This window comes from Staphylococcus sp. GDX8P80P (genome assembly GCF_017893095.1).
GTDB lineage: Bacteria > Bacillota > Bacilli > Staphylococcales > Staphylococcaceae > Staphylococcus > Staphylococcus borealis.
Genome location: NZ_JAESMI010000030.1, coordinates 1 through 20,097, shown reverse-complemented (window position 1 = coordinate 20,097; position 20,097 = coordinate 1). Strand labels below are relative to the sequence as shown.

General features: G+C 34.6%; 15 protein-coding genes. 4 read left to right on the top strand and 11 right to left on the bottom strand.

The window, feature by feature from the left end:
• Positions 1 to 137: 137 nt before the first annotated feature.
• The 6 genes from KA858_RS04140 to isaB (KA858_RS04115) all read right to left on the bottom strand — a co-directional run bounded on the left by KA858_RS04140 (position 138) and on the right by isaB (KA858_RS04115) (position 6,335).
• A complete protein-coding gene (locus KA858_RS04140) occupies positions 138 to 899 on the bottom strand; it encodes an alpha/beta hydrolase (protein WP_210135103.1) in 762 nt (253 codons plus the stop codon).
• Between the two features lie 303 nt (positions 900 to 1,202).
• A complete protein-coding gene (locus KA858_RS04135) occupies positions 1,203 to 1,886 on the bottom strand; it encodes a Crp/Fnr family transcriptional regulator (protein WP_053028994.1) in 684 nt (227 codons plus the stop codon).
• A 34-nt stretch (positions 1,887 to 1,920) separates the two neighbouring features.
• Complete coding sequence (gene arcD, locus KA858_RS04130; protein WP_107630042.1) at positions 1,921 to 3,351, bottom strand: arginine-ornithine antiporter; 1,431 nt, start codon at positions 3,349 to 3,351, stop codon at positions 1,921 to 1,923.
• Between the two features lie 168 nt (positions 3,352 to 3,519).
• Complete coding sequence (gene arcA / locus KA858_RS04125) at positions 3,520 to 4,755, bottom strand: arginine deiminase (RefSeq protein ID WP_053028999.1); 1,236 nt, start codon at positions 4,753 to 4,755, stop codon at positions 3,520 to 3,522.
• A 357-nt stretch (positions 4,756 to 5,112) separates the two neighbouring features.
• Positions 5,113 to 5,577, bottom strand: a complete 465-nt coding sequence (locus KA858_RS04120; RefSeq protein WP_053029001.1) for an arginine repressor — start codon at positions 5,575 to 5,577, stop codon at positions 5,113 to 5,115.
• A 182-nt stretch (positions 5,578 to 5,759) separates the two neighbouring features.
• Positions 5,760 to 6,335, bottom strand: coding sequence for an immunodominant staphylococcal antigen IsaB family protein (gene isaB / locus KA858_RS04115; protein ID WP_210135078.1), 576 nt, complete (start codon positions 6,333 to 6,335; stop codon positions 5,760 to 5,762).
• Positions 6,336 to 6,724: 389 nt separating this feature from the next.
• On the opposite strand from isaB (KA858_RS04115), the gene KA858_RS04110 reads away from it, so the two are divergent.
• Complete coding sequence (locus KA858_RS04110; protein ID WP_075108818.1) at positions 6,725 to 7,138, top strand: YolD-like family protein; 414 nt, start codon at positions 6,725 to 6,727, stop codon at positions 7,136 to 7,138.
• 120 nt (positions 7,139 to 7,258) lie between these two features.
• Here KA858_RS04110 and isaB (KA858_RS04105) read toward each other — a convergent pair whose 3' ends face one another.
• A complete protein-coding gene (gene isaB / locus KA858_RS04105; protein ID WP_075108817.1) occupies positions 7,259 to 7,789 on the bottom strand; it encodes an immunodominant staphylococcal antigen IsaB family protein in 531 nt (176 codons plus the stop codon).
• 201 nt (positions 7,790 to 7,990) lie between these two features.
• Here isaB (KA858_RS04105) and KA858_RS04100 point away from each other — a divergent pair, with 201 nt between their 5' ends.
• Positions 7,991 to 8,506, top strand: coding sequence for a hypothetical protein (locus KA858_RS04100; protein WP_210135077.1), 516 nt, complete (start codon positions 7,991 to 7,993; stop codon positions 8,504 to 8,506).
• A gap of 177 nt (positions 8,507 to 8,683) precedes the next feature.
• Here the strand turns inward: KA858_RS04100 and KA858_RS04095 are convergent, their stop codons facing one another.
• Positions 8,684 to 11,500, bottom strand: a complete 2,817-nt coding sequence (locus KA858_RS04095; RefSeq protein WP_210135076.1) for a YhgE/Pip domain-containing protein — start codon at positions 11,498 to 11,500, stop codon at positions 8,684 to 8,686.
• A 209-nt stretch (positions 11,501 to 11,709) separates the two neighbouring features.
• Here KA858_RS04095 and KA858_RS04090 point away from each other — a divergent pair, with 209 nt between their 5' ends.
• Entirely contained in the window at positions 11,710 to 13,836 is a 2,127-nt protein-coding gene (locus KA858_RS04090; RefSeq protein WP_210135075.1) for an amidase domain-containing protein, read from the top strand.
• Between the two features lie 84 nt (positions 13,837 to 13,920).
• Here KA858_RS04090 and KA858_RS04085 read toward each other — a convergent pair whose 3' ends face one another.
• The 3 genes from KA858_RS04085 to KA858_RS04075 form a co-directional block, all read right to left on the bottom strand.
• Complete coding sequence (locus tag KA858_RS04085) at positions 13,921 to 15,495, bottom strand: YfcC family protein (protein ID WP_053029023.1); 1,575 nt, start codon at positions 15,493 to 15,495, stop codon at positions 13,921 to 13,923.
• A 448-nt stretch (positions 15,496 to 15,943) separates the two neighbouring features.
• Positions 15,944 to 18,040, bottom strand: coding sequence for an LPXTG cell wall anchor domain-containing protein (locus tag KA858_RS04080; protein ID WP_348634752.1), 2,097 nt, complete (start codon positions 18,038 to 18,040; stop codon positions 15,944 to 15,946).
• Positions 18,041 to 18,157: 117 nt separating this feature from the next.
• Positions 18,158 to 18,769 (bottom strand): metallophosphoesterase, encoded by a 612-nt coding sequence (locus KA858_RS04075; protein WP_210135074.1) that lies wholly within the window; start codon positions 18,767 to 18,769, stop codon positions 18,158 to 18,160.
• 146 nt (positions 18,770 to 18,915) lie between these two features.
• Between KA858_RS04075 and KA858_RS04070 the strand changes: the two genes are divergently transcribed.
• Positions 18,916 to 19,788: a LysR family transcriptional regulator gene (locus KA858_RS04070; RefSeq protein ID WP_210135073.1), complete on the top strand. Its 873-nt coding sequence runs from the start codon at positions 18,916 to 18,918 to the stop codon at positions 19,786 to 19,788.
• Positions 19,789 to 20,097 lie beyond the last annotated feature (309 nt).

The following is a 20,097-nucleotide window of genomic DNA, read 5'->3' as shown; positions in this document are numbered from 1 at the left end:
ATTTAAGCGATATCTCAGTTCAGTCAGCTACTGCAAATTGGCAAAGTAGCATGATCATATTATTTATGTCTCAGTCTCGAGGACAGCACTTTATTGGCGCCATCTTCGTATAATGATGAAATCATTTTGGGTCCTATTTATGCTTCCACTAACCATTCAATTGTACGTTTTATCGCTTTATCCCAGAAGGCATAATCATGTTCACCTGGGCCTTCTTCATATTGATAGTCTATCCCTTTATCATCCAAGTAGGCCATAAATTGTTGGTTATCTTCATATAAGAAGTCTTCTGTCCCGCATTGAATGAATAACTCAGGTAGAGTTAAGCCTTTGTCAACGGCTTCATCAACTAAATGATATGTATCGAGTTCAGTCCCTTTGATATTGGTATCTTCCCCAGTGATTGCTTTAGGTGCGAAATCAGTATAATCAAGTTCCATTAGTCCTTGTGCTTGAAAGACTGCAGACAATGGTGATGCTTTAGCGAAAAGTTCGCCTTGTGTTAATGCAAATTTCATCGTGCCATACCCACCCATTGAATGTCCTGCAATAAAATTATCTTCACGCTGTGTCGATAATGGCAGTAACTTATGCGCATAGTGATACACTTCCAATATGTGGTCATAATAACTATGACCGTACGCCATATTCGCATAACCACTATGATCTGCATTCAGCATAATAATGGCTAATTGATGTTCATCTGCATATCGCTCAATACTTGTGAAACGTGTATACGATGTTGCATCACTTGATAATCCATGCAGTAGCATCAATGATTGGTACGATTTCGGCGATGATGTATCGTCGAAGAAACTCCCGTCTTCTGGAATGATTGCTACAAACGATTGTTGCATACCTAAAGCTGGTGAGAAGTAATTGATTGTCATGAGTGCCATATTCATTATCATCCCTTCTAATAATAAATCATTATATCCATTTTACACTTTTTTCGACAAAGGTGTCACCAAAGCGCGATTCTCTCAATCATCTCACCAAATTACTTTGCATTTCTATATCATTTCATATTAGAATACTTAAAAAAATAAGGCACCTTTCGCATCATTTAATTCAATGAACGAGGTGCCTTATGTATCCAGGAACTTTAAGTCCTGGATTCAAAGTAGCAATTGTGTTTATATCGGTTTTGGTAGTTTAATATAAACGTTTTTTATATAAAGGGGTCTTTGTGTCTTATTGTATTACTTTATAATCATCCAATTTTTGCCATTTTTTATTAATTTTTTCTCTTCTTTTAGTTCATGTACAATATGGCCTGTTGTTTCACGTGAAATACCTGCTAAATCACTTAGTAGTTGAATGGTCATGATATGATTAATTTCGTAAAATTCATCATGATCGCATCCTATTGCATGACATAAATAATATAGTACTTTCTCAATGCGCTCTCTCGCCAATTTTGTAGTTAATGCCATATTGTATTCCATTAGAAGTTCAAGTTCGTTATTTAACTTTTCGAACAGTGTAACAAATATGTCGTCATGATTTTTACAAAGATATTCCAACATATCTTTAGGTATTCCTATTACATTGCATGGTGTAATAGCTGTGCACATCTCGTTTAATTCCATTTTCCGAAAGAGATGATTTAACGGAAATAATACTTGCGCTTTATTCAGCTTACGATAAGCGTCTCCATCTTCATTTATTGTTTCACGCAAAACAATCCCGTCTAGTAACAAATACACATATGTCGGTTGATCAGATGAATAATATATGATTTGTCCTTTATTGTAATGTCGTATGAAACACTCACTCTTGAATGCTTGAATGACACCTGTTGGAATATTTAAGTAAGACGCTAATTGTTTGAGTCCTTCACTTAAATCATTATCTCTGTTGTTGATAAATGTCTTTCCAGCCATTGAGATACACTCCTAAACCTTTTAAAACTTTTTATTAGAATACTGAAACGCTACCCATCGCTAAGCGAATAATACCTATCACTGCAAGTATGATGATGACTGCAAATAAGATATAATCACCTTTCGTTAACGGTTTATGATTATTACGTTGTACGAAACGATAAACAAATAGACCAGGGATATAGAGCAACATGGTTAATAACAAGTAATCAATACCTGCAGCGTACACAAGCCATATTGCATAGATAGATGCAATAATACCGATTGCCCATTGTTTCACTGTAGCGTGTCCTTTATGTTCAATTGTATATTTCAATTGATAAAAGGCACTAAACATATACGGAATTAAAATCGCACTTGATGCTAGTGAAAATGCAAATTGATATGCACTATCTGTAAATAACATGCTGACTAAGAATATTTGTACTAAAATATTTGTAATTAATAATGCATTAATAGGTGCTTTATTTTTATTTTCTTTAGCAAACCATTTTGGGAACAAGCCATCTTTGGCCACTATGAATGGTAGCTCACCAGCTAATAATGTCCAACCAAGCCATGCACCTAATACAGAAATGATTAAACCAATGTTAACGAGGACTGAACCCCAATGACCAACGATATGTTCTAACACTTGTGCCATAGATGGACTTGCAAGATCAGCAATTTGATTTTGTTGAATGACACCTTGTGCTAAGACGGTCATTAAGAAATAAATAACGAGGACTGAAACAAGTCCAATGACGGTAGCAGTACCTACGTCTTTTTTCGATTTAGCACGACCTGAGAATACCACTGCACCTTCAATACCAGTGAACACCCATACGGTTACAAGCATTGTACTCTTCACTTGAGACATTGTATCGCCCCAACTAAATATACCTGTACCTCCGCTTGTCATGCCATAGAATCCTGCTTTGAATGTATCGAAATTAAATACTACAATCATACAAATGATGACTAAGAATATAGGAATTAACTTTGCAACAGTTACAATACTATTGATGAAAGCTGCGGTTTCAACACCTCTAAGTATTAAGAAGTGCACACCCCATAACAAGAAAGAAGCGACGATAATACTTGGTAGTGTATTACCACCTTTGAAGATTGGGAAGAAGTTACCTACCGCTGACATCAATAATGTTGCATAGGCTACGTTACCTAGAAAAGCAGCAAACCAATAGCCCCAAGCACTTGAGAAACCAATAAAGTCACCAAATCCAGCTTGTGCATAACTGTAAATACCGCCTTCTAAGTCCGGTCTTACATTAGTGAGATTTTGGAAGACAAATGCGAGTGAAATCATTCCAATTGCGGTGATGATCCAACCAATCATGATTGCTAAACCACCGGCTTGACCACCCATATCAGAAATGATGTTGAACGCACCGCCACCAATCATAGAACCAATGACTAAACCAATGAGTGACGTTTTACCAAGTTTGTTTGTGTCTGATTCATTCATAATTCATTTCCCCTTCTAAGGAGGATTATTTTTAAATTAAGGGCTTGAAGCATCGTTATTCAATTGATTGGTAATTTTGCTTCAAACCCTTCTCCTTGTGTTATATTGCTACATCACTTTCTCAGCGATGTATTTTCAAAATAAGTCCTTATAGTTGCTCGAAATACTTTAAATTTCTTCTCTAAATAATGGTTGGCTCATACATCTTGGGCCCCCACGTCCACGAACAAGCTCACTACCTGTGATTTCAAGTACTTTAATACCTTTGTCACGAAGTAATTGGTTTGATACGTAGTTTCGGTCGTAAGTAACAACTACACCTGGGCGGATACATAATGTATTTGAACCGTCATTCCATTGTTCACGTGCACCGTCGATAACATCACCGTTACCTGTTGGAATAAACTCGATTTTTTCAACACCAAGTACATCTGCAAGTGTTTCACGTAGTTTATTAGAATGTGTGATTTTAATGTCGTCTTTGGCTTCATCGTATTCAATTGTAAATAAATTCATATTATTTTCTTCTTTGAAAATTGCTGAATGCACTGTGAATTTATCGTAGTCAATCATTGTGAATACTGTATCTAAGTGCATGAATGTACGGCTATTTGGAATTTCAATCGCAATCACTTTTTTGAATGTTGTAGATTCATCTTTGAATATATTACGTGCTAAGCGTTCAATCGCTTGTGCTGATGTACGCTCTGAAATACCAATGGCTAAAGCATCTTTAGAAAGAATTAACTCATCGCCACCTTCGATGTTAAATGGTGAATTTCTGTCTAACCATACCGGTACATCTGCATCTTTAAATCTTGGATGATATTTTAGAATATATGTCATAAATAGAGATTCTCTACGACGTGCTCTCCAATACATTCTGTTGATTGTCATACCTCTACCTACTGATGCTTGAGGGTCACGTGTAAAGTAAAGGTTAGGCATTGGGTCTAAATAGAATGGATATCTATCATCCATATATTCAACGAGATGTGTTGTTTTAAGTTCAATTTCTTCTTTTCTTACACCAGCCATAATTTTGTCGATTAATTCTTGGTCTGATAATGTCTCAAAGAATGTTTTAATTTCAGCTTCATGTCCTAAGACTGTTTTTTGAGATTCTGCAAGAATATCGTCAATAAATTGTTCACGCACATCTTTATCTGCAATGGCTTCAGCTGCTAGTTTTTCTAGATAAACAACTTCTACACCTTCATCACGAAGTGTTTGTGCAAATTTGTCGTGTTCTTCTTGTGCCACTTTTAAATAAGGAATATCATCGAATAGCAAGCCACTTAAGTGATCTGGTACTAAATTTTCTAGTTCTTTACCAGGTCGTTTGAGTAATACTGTTTTCAATCTGCCGATTTCACTGTTTACTTGGATAGGTCCTTGAGTCATATTCATTTCCTCCTTTATTTATCTACAACTAGAGTATAAAGCGCTTTCAGATTTAATTATGTGATTGTTTTCACATTCGAAATGTGTGTTAATTCATGCTTTTTGGTTATTCAATGCATATTTTTGATTGAATATACAATAATGTTAGGTAATTAGTGATTATTATGTATATTTCATTCATGTTGACATGCTGATGTCTAACCAAAAAAGTTTTTTATGCATCATTCTGTATTTATAAACAGTTATCAATTTCACGTTTAACACGATGAACGCTCAAGATGTGAACATTATATTTTAAGCGTTTCACACACTATTATAGATAACATCAAAACGTAAATCTACATTATATTTTATGCATTAATTTGAATATTTATGATTAAACAGTTTATAGTGAACATATTTTGCCATTTCCTCTGAATTTGTAAGTACCATTAATGTGTCATTGCCCCCCACTGTTCCAAGGATTTCTGCAATATTCATGCGATCAATAAAATAATTTATACCTTGTGCAAATCCAGGAGAGGTTTTGATTAGTATGTAACTATCTTTGATGATGATACTTTGAATTTCATTATCGTAATAATGAAGTAGTTTCGTTTTAGCATCCATTTGTTGTGTATTATCTAACTTTTTATAATACGATTGGTTACTTACTGCTGGGACTTTGAATATCTTTAATTCTTTTAAATCTCTTGAAATTGTAGTGATGCTATAACGTACGCCAAAATGTGTATCAATATAATCTGCAATCTCTTCTTTTTTATTAAATCGATTATTCTTAACTACCGTTTCGATGAGATCTAGACGTTTACTCTTTTTCATATTATAAACTCCTCTACCCCTATACAGCATAAAGCTGTATGTATTCTTACCTTTAACGTATCATCTTTTCGTATATCGTGATGTTGGCTATTTCATGAATTTTGCTATAATTTTTATTTATTTTCACAAAAAAACTCCAAAAGTGAGCATTATTACTCAACTTTCGGAGCGTCACCATTATGCTATTTCGTTTCTTTCATTGCTTGTTTCACGGTACTATAGCCCATTACTACACGATCCACTTTACCTTTTTCTACATCAAACCAAACTGTCATTCCCTTTGTATTGGGTTGGTAGTAGTAAATACCCGTTGTATTATGTTTATGATTATCAATTTTTTGTAAGTCTTTACCATAAACTTTATTTAATTGGTCTAATGATAATTGCCCAGTCACCTTTAAATCTAGTAATGATGCTGTTTTACCGTCTTTAGATACATTTCTGAAATATTGATCATATTTTTTAACATTTTTAGTCGATGATGTTGGCTTTAATTTAACACCATTAAATGTGACATTCTCAGCTTTTACTGCATTTTTAAAATGTTTATCTAATACAAAAGATACGTCTTGACCCGCATACCCTTTATAATTGTAATAGGCAGATGTCGCATTGGCTTTAGTAGTCGCTGTGTTTGACATCGTTTTAGATTCGGCATGTGCGATAGATGTTTCCGTTAATGTACCGGTAACACCTACACCGAATAATGTGCTTAATGCCAAGGTTGCAGTGACGAATGTTTGCGTTGATTTTCTCAAATGAATAGCCTTCTTTCTTTATAACTAAACATATCATACGCTATTCAAAGTGGTTATACAATTTATATTCTTTGATAAGGAAAGATCATTTGTGCTTAATATGTGAATGTTACAAATTATACAAAATTAAATTTCACAAATCGTTAAATAATGTTTTTATATAAATTATGTTATACTAAATGTAGGAGTAACATCCCCATTAACTCCTTCACAAAAAGTTATATTATGTAATGACTATAGCCATAAGTTTACTTCCCCTTTGTTAAACTTATGGCTCTTTTATATAGTCTTTTTTACTTTTCCGCCATAAATATAAAATTCATTTATATTGTGGAAAACCTCTTCCAAAGTACGAACATATGTTCTATAATGATGTTGAGGTGGTTAACATGATTCCAAATCCTAATGCGCCAGATGAATATAAATATGAAACAGATTATCGTAAAATACCAAGACAATATTTAGACGCTAATATTCCTCAAGGACGTGGCATGGTGAAGTGGGCGCCGTTTGCGACAATGCCGGAACAATATCAACGGTTGAATGACTTTATTGAGGAACAGAATAAAATTGCCATGCCTTCTTTATCAGACGATCAATTTGAAATGATTAATCGTCAACTGACTTATAAATTCACACAGCATCAACTAGCAATGATTAGTTATTGGAGAAATGGCTATATTCAATCCATTGCAGCCTATATACGTCGGATTGATTCATTGAATCGATGTATCACCATTAGTAATGAGAATGGCTCACAAACAATGAAACTCGACTTTGCGGTTATTTGTAATGTGGAGTAAGTGTGGTACGCAATGAGTGATGCTTATCACTGAACCAGGTATTGCGTTTTAGCTAAATTGAAATAAAGGGAGTAGAACCACATTCCTTTCGACTGTGTTGTTCCACTCCCAAATCTAAAGTTATTTACTTGTTGTAAAGCCTGCATAACTAATATCTACTTCTACAACTTTGCCTTCATTAAGTACGAATGATGCCGCTAAACCATTTTTATTAGGTTTGTATACGTAAATACCGCTACCTTTGGCATTTTTGTTGCCTTTTACTTTTTTCAAATCTTTACCATATGCTTTTTTAAGTTGATTATACGTTAAATCACCTTTAACTATAAATTGTAACTTATTCGCTTTTTTACCGTCGCTCGTTACACCAGTAAATTTCTGATTATACTTCTCTTTAACTGTTGTACTGTTCGTTTTAGCAAGTTTAATACCGTTAAATTTAATGTTGTCATGCTTAATTGCGTTAATAAAGTTTTTATCTGTTAAGAATTTAGCATCTTTATCAACGTAACCATTATAAGCGTAATAATACCCTTTCGTTTGAGTTGCTGCATGGGCAGTATCTTGTACTGGTAGTACTGCGCTACTCACTCCTAAAAGTGTTCCAAATGCTAATGTTGTTGAGGCAATAGTTTTAACTACTTTATTCATGTTAGTCCTTCTTTCTATATTAGAATTACACTTCACTTATATTATCGCACAATACATACAAACATTCACTGTACTTAAGACCTATTTATCAAAAATTTTAGTAAACAAAATTTAATATTATAAAGTTGTGTTAATACTATCTATTTTATGAAGTTTTATTATAATAAGATAAAGAAATGAATTAAGGACGGAGGATACACCTTGAAAAAAGTATTGGCAGGTATCGTCATTTTATTACTTATTGTTGCTTTAGGCTTTTCAATATTTTTTGCAGCAACTGGTACTAAACATTCAAATTCGAGCGATGACCATAAAACTGAGAAACATGATAAAAAAGATAAAAAAGATAAAACAAGTGAAACGCAAACTGAATCACAATCTAATGCGTCTGATAATGGAGAAAATGCACAATCAGAGCCAGCGTCAAACAATAATGTAAATACTCAACAAAATTATTCGACACAACCAAATAACTCGGCAACACAATCATCTAAAACAAAAGAAAACAGTTCTAGACAAAATAGTTCAGAAAGTGCTACTTCAGAGAAAAAGACGAAAGAAACACAAACAACACAACAACCAAGTACACAACCATCGACACAACAACCGGCAACCTCTCAACCGAACACTCAGAACAAAACAACAACTCAAAGTCGTTCAACACAAAGTTCAAGTAGTTCACCTAAAACAAATAATTCTAATGGTACAAACCAATAAAATTTGAGTGAGCTAACGCTAAATAGATGTTAACAAAGCGTCTGGGTATAAAGTTCCAGGATAAGTGAATAAAGAAGGGAGTGGGATAGAATTCTTTTTAAATTCGTCATCCCACTCCCTATTTTGCTAGAAATTTTGTCCCAGTCACTTCCTATTATCTAAATATCATTTTTGCGTCTATTCAGTAACTTTACTTTCATCTACACGTTTAGAAATTTTACGCATTACTGGATCTAACACTGGTTTGACTAAGATACCTAGAATAAAGAATCCTAATCCGAATAGTGCTAGGATAAGCATTTTTGTGATTAATATTTCCGGTACAATGCCACCTACAGTTTCACGTAATGAATCTATCACATACGTGAACGGTAAATATGGTGAAATGGTTTGGAAGAACTTAGGTGCTGTAACGACTGGGAAAGTACCCCCACCACCGGCAATTTGTAGTACTAATAAAATAATTGCGATTGCTTTACCTGGGTTACCAAGTAATGATACGCATGTATACACTATTGTGTTAAAGACAATCGCACCACATAATGCAACTAAGATAAATAGTATCGGTGATTCAACTTGTGCTTTCAAAATCACTAAGTCCCCAATGGTTACAATCAGTGTTTGAATGATCCCCATCATGATAAAGAATGCACCTTTACCTAAATAAATTTGACGTTTCGTCAATTCGTCTCTCAGTGATTCATGTTTATTATCTACAGACAGTAAACTTACTAATAGCAAGGCACCTACCCATATAGATAATGAGGTATAGAATGGTGTCATACCTGAACCATAATCTTTAACTGGGAAGACATCCACTTGTTTTTTATGAATTGGATTGGCGATCACATCTGCTTGTTTCTTCAAGTCATTTTTCAACGCATCAATGACTTTATCCACCGCATCGTCTTCGTCTAATTTCTTGAAGATTTTATTTGCTTTGTCTAAATCTTTTTCAATATCCGGCAAACGATTTTCAGAGAAATTCGCTAAGTTAGCTAATGCCTCTTTCGCACGTGGTTGATTTTGATTTAATAAATCAACTGCATTGTCATACTTATTAAACAATGTCGGTAAATTCGCATTTACAGTTGCTGTCGCATTAGCAAGTTGTTGCTCTAACTCAGGTAAATCATTACGAACAAAGTCTGCTGCATTGGCTACATCCGCTTTTACAGTCGGGAAGTAGTTCTGTGCCGTTTGCATCGCATTAATATATGTTTGTTCTAAAGCCGGCAATTCGCTTTGAATATTAGCAATGCGATTTTGCCCATCCGCTACAATATCTTGACCCGCAATGATAACACGATTAATTGTATTTAACTTAGATTGAACGTCTGATAGCGTATTCTGACCTTTATTTAATTCTTGCGTAATTTGATTAGATACGACTAACAAACGATTGTTTAAGTCATTTTTAATAAAGTCACGGTAGTTACCTAACGCTTTATTTAAATCTGGTAATGAACGTAACACATTAACCGCTTCTGCTTTTCCTGAACTGCCATTTTTCAAGGCATCAATAAGTTGATTCGTTGAACGCAATGTATCACTGATGCGATTATTCGCACTTTCTACTTGTTTGATTTGTGATGATAAATCGACATGTTCTCTTTTTTCTAATTCTTTTAATACGTCAATCAGTTGTTGGTTGTTTTTCGAACTGTTTTCAAGACGTGTTTTTAAATTTCGTAACATCTCATTAAATTCAGTTGGTCGATTAGAACCGATGACGCCATAGGATATAGTTTTCAAAGCATTGATGTCTGACTGTGTCGCTTTCGCTTGAGTATCAGAATGACTAGAAAGTGTGAGTAAAGCTTCTGCAAGCGCACTGTTCATCGACTTCACGTCTTTGTCTGACACAATTTGATTATCGTTTACAGTGTCTTGGCTACTATCCGTACTCAACTTCTGAACATCATAGTGCGGCAATCCCGATGTACTTTGTTGACGCAAGTTGTTATTAGCTTGATTATTTACCTCTTGTGCACGATTGGCCGCTTCTTGATAATCGCCTACACGTTGTTGCGCAGCTGTAAGATATCCTTGTGCATCGTTCAGACGTGAATGTGCTAAATCAAGCCCTTCACTAGCAATATCTACACCTCTATTGATTTTAGGGAACTGTGCTGGTATATCATTAGAAGCTACATTTAGCAATTTCTCAATATTTGGCATATATTCATTAAGTGCTAAGATGAGTTTTGCTTTCTCGTTCAATGATGGTATGGCCGCATTTACATCATTCAGTTTTTGTTGTGCATCTAAAACATCACCTTTATAATTACCTAACGCACGGAATTGATTAGCATATTTATCAAGCTCATCTTGATGATCATTCAAATATTCAATACGATCTGCAATTTTATTAATTTCTGGTAATGAATTATGTGCTGCATAAACTGCATTTTTAATCTTATTAATTGTAGGCACTTCATCTTCCAGTTGAATACCTACTTTATTTGCTTCTTGTAGTAACGCTTTTGTTACTGTCTCATTGAATTGTTTGTTAGCTTCGTCAACAATGACCGTTGAACCTGTATCTGTCATTTTCGGTGCAACCGCATTAATTTTCTGATTAACTTTATACTCAATATCTGCTTTTTGCGGTTTCTTTCTCAATGTCCCAGTAATTTGATGTGAGAATTCTTTCGGTATGTATATGCCGGCATAGTATTTCCCCATTTTGATTTCATGGTCTGCCTTTTCCCGGCTAACGAATTGCCAATCAAATTTATCATTCTTCTTAAGATTATTCTCAAGCGTATTACCCACGTTAATGTTCTTACCGCGAACTTTGTCGCCTCGGTCCTCGTTCACAACAGCGACTTTGATATGACCTGTATGACTATATGGATCCCACATGGCCCATAAGTTAAACCACGCATAAAAAGATGGTAATATTGCCAGACCAGCTAGTATAATCCAAACTGCTGGCGTCTTAGCCACACGTTTCAAGTCCGTTTTAAATAGTTTTAGTGCGTTTTTCATTTTCACACTCCTAAAAATGAAATATTAAGATTTTATCTCAAAATGATTTTAAGCATTGTTTTTTTCTTTATAGAGTTAGTATAATACTTTTATTGAGTAAAGTAGAAATTAGTTGATAGTGGTCAACTAAAAACCATAATAAGTATTATATCAAATTCTGATATATTCGCATACCACCATAATTTATTTGATAGGAGGAAAAGCGCGTCATGTCGAAGCATAAATTTATCATCTATTTTTTAACTACAACGCTAGTATTACCAACATTTACAACTAGCATTGCCCATGCTGAAGACACACAAGCAGATGCTAAGACACAAGCATCCACTACATCAAAAGAAGCAACTTATGATACTGAAGATGTAGATGATAACCATACGAATGAAACGTCTGAATCAAATGACAAACAATCAGATCGTCCCTCTTCAGAGACACCAACTAAAGAAGCGTCAGAGAGACATAATAATAAAGAACAAAATAAATCTACACATACGTCATCAGAAAAAAGGGATGACGACAACAAAAACGTATCTCGTAGTCATCAAACGCGTGATGAAGACAAACAGGATACTTACCGTACACCCCTTTCTCCTATTTTTGACGAAGCACAATCTAGCGGCTTGTTTTCATCTAACTTTTTAAATCCTGATTTATATCAAAATGGATTTAGTTTAACAAATTTAATTGCATCACTATTCCATTTCGACAGTGATATTTCAGATTATGAACAACCCGCAAGTTCTAGTGAATCAACAGATGACGACCATATCACAGATGAGCACGATGCCGACACAGCCCATCGTGACCATCAAGATGTGAAGCCAAACGATGAACACGCTAATCAAACAGACCATTCAACACAACAACAAGATGACACGGTGACGAACCAACAATCAGCAGCTAGTCAAAATAAAGATGATGCGAGCGTCAGCAAAGTATTAGATGCTATTGATGATTTCGTTTCTGATACCACAGATGATGACACAGATCATCAAGCAAGTCATGATGTAGATAACACTGACCGTCAACATGAATCTACTACGGATGATGCAAGTACTCGTACTAATGATGACGCTAATCATGCCTCATCTTCTGATAGTAAGTCTTTAACTGAATCCGCTTTAGATTCTGTACTGGATCAATACAGTGAAGATGCTAAAAAGACGCATCACAATTTCGAATCATCTAAAAAAGATAACGCATCAGACACGTCTAAAGATGAACAAGATAATGATGATACGACGGCATCTAATAATCCACAATTACCAACTAAAGACGAACTTGAACATAAAACAGCACCCGCACAATCATTTGAAGATGACTTTAAACAAAGCAACACACGTTCAACTAACCTCTTCCAAACCTTACCTCAATTTAATGGTAATGAAGTAACTGACGGTGACATAGCAGTAGTTGAAAACAAAGGTACACGTGACTTTATTAAATCTATTGCTAAAGATGCACATCAAATTGGTCAAGACAAAGATATTTATGCCTCAGTTATGATTGCACAGGCTATTCTTGAGTCGAGTTCAGGTAATAGTGCTTTAGCACAAGCGCCAAATTATAATTTATTCGGAATTAAGGGGAGTTATAAAGGACAATCTGTTAACTTTAATACTCTAGAAGCTGGCAGTGATCAAAGTATGTTTAGCATTAATGCCGGTTTCCGAAAATACCCAAATACGAAGACATCATTGGAAGATTATGCTGATTTAATGAAACATGGTATTGATGGTAATGCCACAATCTATAAACCTACCTGGAAGAGTGAAGCTATAGATTATCGTGATGCAACACAGCATTTAAGTCGTACATATGCTACGGATCCGAACTATGCTACTAAATTGAACAGTTTAATCAAGCACTATCACTTAACAGATTTTGATAAGAAAACAATGCCTGATTTAGATCAATATGCTAAACAAACATCGAGTGGCAAAGATACTTCAGGTCGTGGGTTTAAATCATTCGAAGTGACGGATACGTCTTCACCATATCCTCAAGGTCAATGTACTTGGTATGTATACGAACGTGTGCAACAATTTGGTAAGCAAGTCAGTGGTAACTGGGGCGATGCACATCATTGGGATAATCGCGCAGAACGTGATAACTATGATGTCAGTCAAACACCTTCAACTCATAGTGCCGTTGTCTTTGAAGCAGGACAAGCTGGCGCCCATGACGTATATGGTCATGTTGCTTTCGTTGAAAAAGTAAACAGTGATGGCTCAATCGTCATTTCAGAATCTAACGTTAAAGGTTTAGGCATCGTGTCATATCGCACTATTGATGCAAACACAGCTGAAACCTTACATTATATTGAACCAAAATAACGTTGCAATGGATGGAGTAAATAAACTGTTACACAAAGAAGGTGGTGCACCCTACCCGGGTGAACCACCTTTTTAATTCATTTATTAAGAGTAAATTAATACTTGAGTGATTAGCATGCCACCACCGAAGATAAATACGAAGGCAACGACTGGCCATACAAATTTCAACCAATGAGAATACTTCATGTCTAACATTTGTAATGTTGCCATAATCAATCCTGTTGGTGCTAAGAAGAGCATTGCATATTGACCAAATTGATATGCTGTAACAATTACAAATCTAGGAATTCCTACTGTATCAGCAAGTGGTGCAAAGATTGGCATTGCGAGTACTGCTAATCCAGAAGATGATGGAATAATGAAACCTAGGAAGAAGAAGATAATCAACAATATTACAATGAAGATTGGTCCACTTACACCCTGTACAAGTGATGAACTGAAGTTCAAGATTGTATCTGAGATTAAGCCATCATTCATAATCATATTGATACCACGTGCTAAGCCAATGATAAGTGATACCCCTACCAAGCTTGATGCCCCTTCAACAAATGCATCGACGACGACTTTCTCGCCCAGTCCATCTTTACCTAATGCAACCATTAGCATGATTACAATCGTAAATGCTAGGAACATTGAGGCCATGATTGGGAACCACCAACCTTGTGTCATAACGCCCCACACCATAATTGGGAATGGTAGAATGAATAAAATTAAAATGATTTTTTTGCGTAATGTAAATGGTTTTTCAGCACCATCATCGTTAATAACTGACCATTGTTTTTCGAATTTAGCTTTATCTTCATAAGTATATGATGCTTTTGGATCTTTTTTGATTTTTTTAGCGTACCAGTATAAATAACCTACTGTGAATATTGTAGCTACGATTAAGCCCGCGATTCTCCAGTATAAACCGTCAACGAATGTTGTACCCGCTGCATTTGATGCGATAACAACTGAGAATGGGTTAACAGTTGAGAATGTACTACCCACAGAACTCGCAAGGAAGATTGCCCCAACACATATGATTGAGTCATATCCCATTGCAATAAAGATTGGAACAAGTATTGGATAAAATGCTACCGCTTCTTCTTCAATGCCACAAAGCGTACCGCCTAATACCATTAATACAGATACCATGAATACAAGTAAGAATTCATGACCTTTTGTTTTTTTAGTCAGTGCTAAGAGTCCTGATTCGAATGAACCACTCTTTTGTACAACACCAATAAGTCCACCTAATACGAGAATAAACACCATTACGTCTACGGCTTCAATCGTACCGTTGACCATACTTGATGTAATTTGGTCTGGTCCAGCAGGATTTTGATCTAATCGTTCATATGTTCCAGGAATTGAGATAGGTTTATTGATGGCACCTGATTTAAATTGGTCTACATCAATTTTTACACCTAATTTATCTAATTGCTCTTGTGTTCCAGGGACTGTTTTTGATTTATTATGCGCATCAACAATTTTGAATTCTTGCGCACCGCCATCATATGATAACTTAGAATAAGCACCAGCCGGTATGATCCACGTTGCCATAACCGCAATTACAGTTAAAATAAATAAAATAGTAAATGCGCCGGGCATCTTAAGCGAGAATCGTTTTTTCCGTCCTTTGCTTGTGCTGTTAGTTACGTCATTAGTATGTGTCATGCGTTTCAACCCCTTCAAGTATTTTTTATCTATGAAAATGCTTACACATTTAAAACTTATACTTTGTTGAAATATGTCAAATAAGTGACTTTGTGAAAAAGTTATCAATTTCTTTTTCCACTATTAGTGTATGTCTAATGCAATTTACAATCAATATGAATATATATAAAAGTGTAAATATTTTAGATAAATTCATAATTATTTCACACAACTTTACCAATAATTTCTCGAAATTCGCTTGCTATTTTTGCTAAATTGTGCAAACGCTTTCTTTTTTCTAATCCATCTTTTCATTATTGAAATGCGCAAGTCAGGGTCAACATTCCTCATGCTCTATTAAATTCGTTTATAATCATAAAAAAACTGAGAAAAGCTTGCTATAAGCATTTTCTCAGTTTAGCTCGTGCTACATTACATGTGCAATGTAACTTACAATATAAGTTTATATTTAATGTTTTGTGTGTTGTCGTTTGCGGCGACCTAACCAAATCAATGTGCCACCCGCTATCACTAATAGCATGGTTATCGGTAACCATGATTTCTTAACTACTTCCCCAGTATTAGGTAAAGATAAATTACCATCATCATCAAATAAGCCACTTAAAAAGCCATCGTCGTTTCCTAAATGTCCTAAAGATAACCCTTGTACTGGATTAGGAATGTCTTCAATATTATCTAAAAGACGACCACCTGAATTAAGGCCATTTAATAAACTGCCACCAGTTAATCCATCTAATACATGAGACCCTTGGTTAAGAAGGTTTGAGTTAGATGTAGGGTGATTTGAAGTACCATTAATACGATCAAGTAATGATGGTCTTTGTGTAATCGGTGCTAAGATATAGTTTAAATTCTTTTTGGCATTGTCGAGTTGATTTTGTAGTTGAAGTAAATCGCTCGCAGTACCATTTAATGCAATCTTCACTAAATCTAACGTGTTTGCTTTACCTGTTTGTGCTCTAGCAATGATATCTGCCAATGCTTTTGCTTGTGACTGATTTAACTTTGTCGCTAACAACGTTTCAATCGTTTGTTTACGGTCTGATGATTTTTCGAGAACATCTTTCAGAATATCATCTGCAGTCACTGTTCGTTGTGCATTGATTTCTTGTTTCACTTTATTGACTAATTCTGAATTAGACAGTTGTGCTTTAGCAAGTCGCTTCGCAATTTGTGATGCCTCACTATTGCCTAAACGCGTTGAAAGTAATGTTTTAATTAACGCTTCTTTATCTGGTGCTTGGTCGAACATGGATGCTAAGATGTCATCGCTTGTCGTCGTTTTCAAACGATCTAGCTGTTTCATCACTTGATCTGTAATTTGCTTATCTGATTGGCCTTTAGTGTTAATCTCTTTAGCTATATGTTGTGCCTCATTTTTACTAAAGACACTTCCGATGATTTGGTCAACTGTTGCTCGTTTATCTTTCGATTGTTCTAGGCGATCTAGAATTGTATCTCGATTTGCTTTAACATCTTGTCGAACACTTGTTATATCATTTTCAACATTTTGTTTCTGCTTAGTTGTCAAATTTTGGTTTTGTTTTACTTGCTGTTCGAGTTGTCTTAATTGCTCAAGTTTATGATTACTATATCGCTCAGTTGTATTGTCTTGTGCACCTTCTACTTTTGAAATAGCTTGGTCAATTTTTTGAGTAGCTGATAACTTATCATTCAATGTGTTAAGCGCATCATTTTCTGAATGATTCGTGTTTGCGTGATGATTTGTGACATCCTCTTTATCCATTTCTTTAACATCATTTATAACACGTCCATCCGAATGAGATTGTGCCGTATTCTCTGAAGAAGATGCTGCTGATTGGGTATCTTGCGTCGTAGATTCTATATCTTTTTCAGTATCTTCCACTGATGTATGCTGATTGTCTTTGACTGATTCGACATCATTTTTCACATCATCTAATTTATCTAAGACGGACGTATCATCACTTTCTTTTTCTAAATGGTTTGAATCTCCAGACGTTGATGATTGATCACTACTTAACTGTTCATGATCATTAACTGTTTCTTCTGACTCCAAATCATTATTTTGTTGACTAGTATCAACCTTTTCAGATAAAGTATTTAAATCTGTGATGATTTTATCTAATTCATCTAATTGATTTTCTTCATTCACTGACGAATGTTTAGACGTTGAATGTGCGTTGTTCGTTGAAGGTGTTTCGTTGTTATCCGCTTCTTCAGTACTTGCTTCGTCAGATATACGATTTTCTGCTTGTGCATCCCTTACAATTTGATCTATTTCAGATTGGTTACGTGCATCTTCAATATCTTGTTTATAGCTTTTAATTTCGTTCATTTTTAAGTGTTTTAAACGGTCAATTTTCGTCTTCGCTTTATCTATCGCTAAATCAAGTTGGCCTTGAACCGTTTTTACTTCGCTTGAAGTGTTGTTAGCATGGTCATTTGATTGCGCAAAGCTATCCTTTGTAAATCCATATCCTACGAATGTTCCACTCATTAACAATACTGAACATGACACTTTTAAGTACGAACTGAATTTAGAATGTTGTTTATGCTTATCCACGCATGTCACCCTTTTTTATTAATATTCCACTACATTATATAACATTTATTTTAAAACTTATACTTCTGTTTATTGAAATCTAATACAAGCTTTTCTTTTTTGACTAATCACAAATGTTTATAATTTAATACGTTTCGTGTTAATACTACTCATATCTGTGACCTTAACAGAATATTGATACGCATTCGTTAAATCTATAAGCGATAAGAATTTATTATGACCTGCACCTGTATCAATATCTAATATATTTTTCTTTTGATATAACTCATCATTTTTAAGTCCATAGCGATAATTAGGGATATGACCATGGATCAAGTATTTATTTTTAGGGATGTTTCTATTTAAATTGTGATTATAATGCCCCGTTGTGTATTCTTTAATTTGTTTATTTAAAGGCTTTGACGTATCAATGCCAGCATGCGCAAATATGTAATCATCGATAACCTCAATCGTAGACAATTCTCTTAAAAACTTATGCCATCGTTTAATTTTTTTATCATTACTTTCCAACCAACGCATCTCATGGTTTCCAGCTAACGCGCGTGCACCTCGACGTTTTAACCGTTTCACTAACTTTAAAGTACCAAATGAGTCAGGACCATTATTAACATAATCTCCCATTAAAACCAGTTGATCTTTTCTAGCATTAAAATTTACTGCTTTCAAAAGAGAGACAAGCGCTTTCCGATGTCCATGAATATCAGAAACCACCAGTATCCTTTCTTTCATATGCCTTCTCTCCTAACCTACTACATGCATACTAATATAAAACCACTGTTTAACTAACTTTAAACAAATTATTAACGTGTCCTCAAAATTCTTTATTTATTATAGGAAATAGTATAAACAAAATATATATTTTGGGGAATCAATTTATGAATACAAAGCAATTACACATTTTTAAACATTTCGTTGAAGCACAAAATGAAAACGCCGTCGCTGAAAAGCTCGGCATCACACAACCAACAGTAACATTTCATTTAAAAAACTTAAGTAAAGAATGCGGTTTACCACTCTATTTCAAGAAAGGTAAACATTTCAACCTGACTGAAGCCGGAGAATTACTTTATCGAAATGCGACTAAAATGATTAATTTAATTGAAGAAACAACAGATATGATGGAGGATTTTAAGCAATCTAAACGAGGTACATTGAGAGTGGGAGCTAGTCATGCACCGATTTATAGTATTTTGCCCTCAACCTTTAAAAACTATATGCATGAACATCCAAATATAGACATTAACTTAACGGTAGATACCGCACCAGTCATTATTGATCAAGTCAAAAACCGTAAAATTGATATTGCTGTCATAGCCGAAAAAGGGTTTAACGAAAGTGAACTTCAAGTTAAGCGTCTTCACGACAACCCATTAATACTTGCTATGGATAAACGTCACCCGCTAGCTCAAAATAAACAATGTACGATTGAGGATATTAATAACTATCGTTTCATTATACATAACGGTGGTTCAACTCGAGACAGCATTAATGAATGGCGAAAAAAGAACTTTATCAACTTAGATGTCCATATGGAAACAAATAGCATTAGCAGTATTCTAGCAACGATTAAAGATTCCAATTACTTAAGTTTAGTGAGTGAAAACGCCATTCGTCATCATCCTAATATTATTAGTAAACAATTGCCTAACGCCCCAACGACAAGTTATATATCACTCGTTTATCGTAATGATAGACATCTGACTACAATCATTCAAGACTTTATTACGTTAATATATAACGCTAAATAACTTTCATATACATTAGCAATCACGTTGATTAGACTTTCGTTAACGTGATTGCTTTTTTATATACGTACTATTCCGATGACGATGTTCCTTGATTACTCATTCATTCAATTTAAATACTTATAGTTTGAAAAATCAGTTTATTATTATATTTATAAAATATTAAGATAGTATAAAGTTTGTTAATAAATATTCTAAAAAATAATAACAATTTTACATCATATTAATAAATTGCTATAAAAATATGTGTTCACATAATATAATAGATTTGAATGAAAGATATTCATATTAATCGATAAAGTCCGTATAATT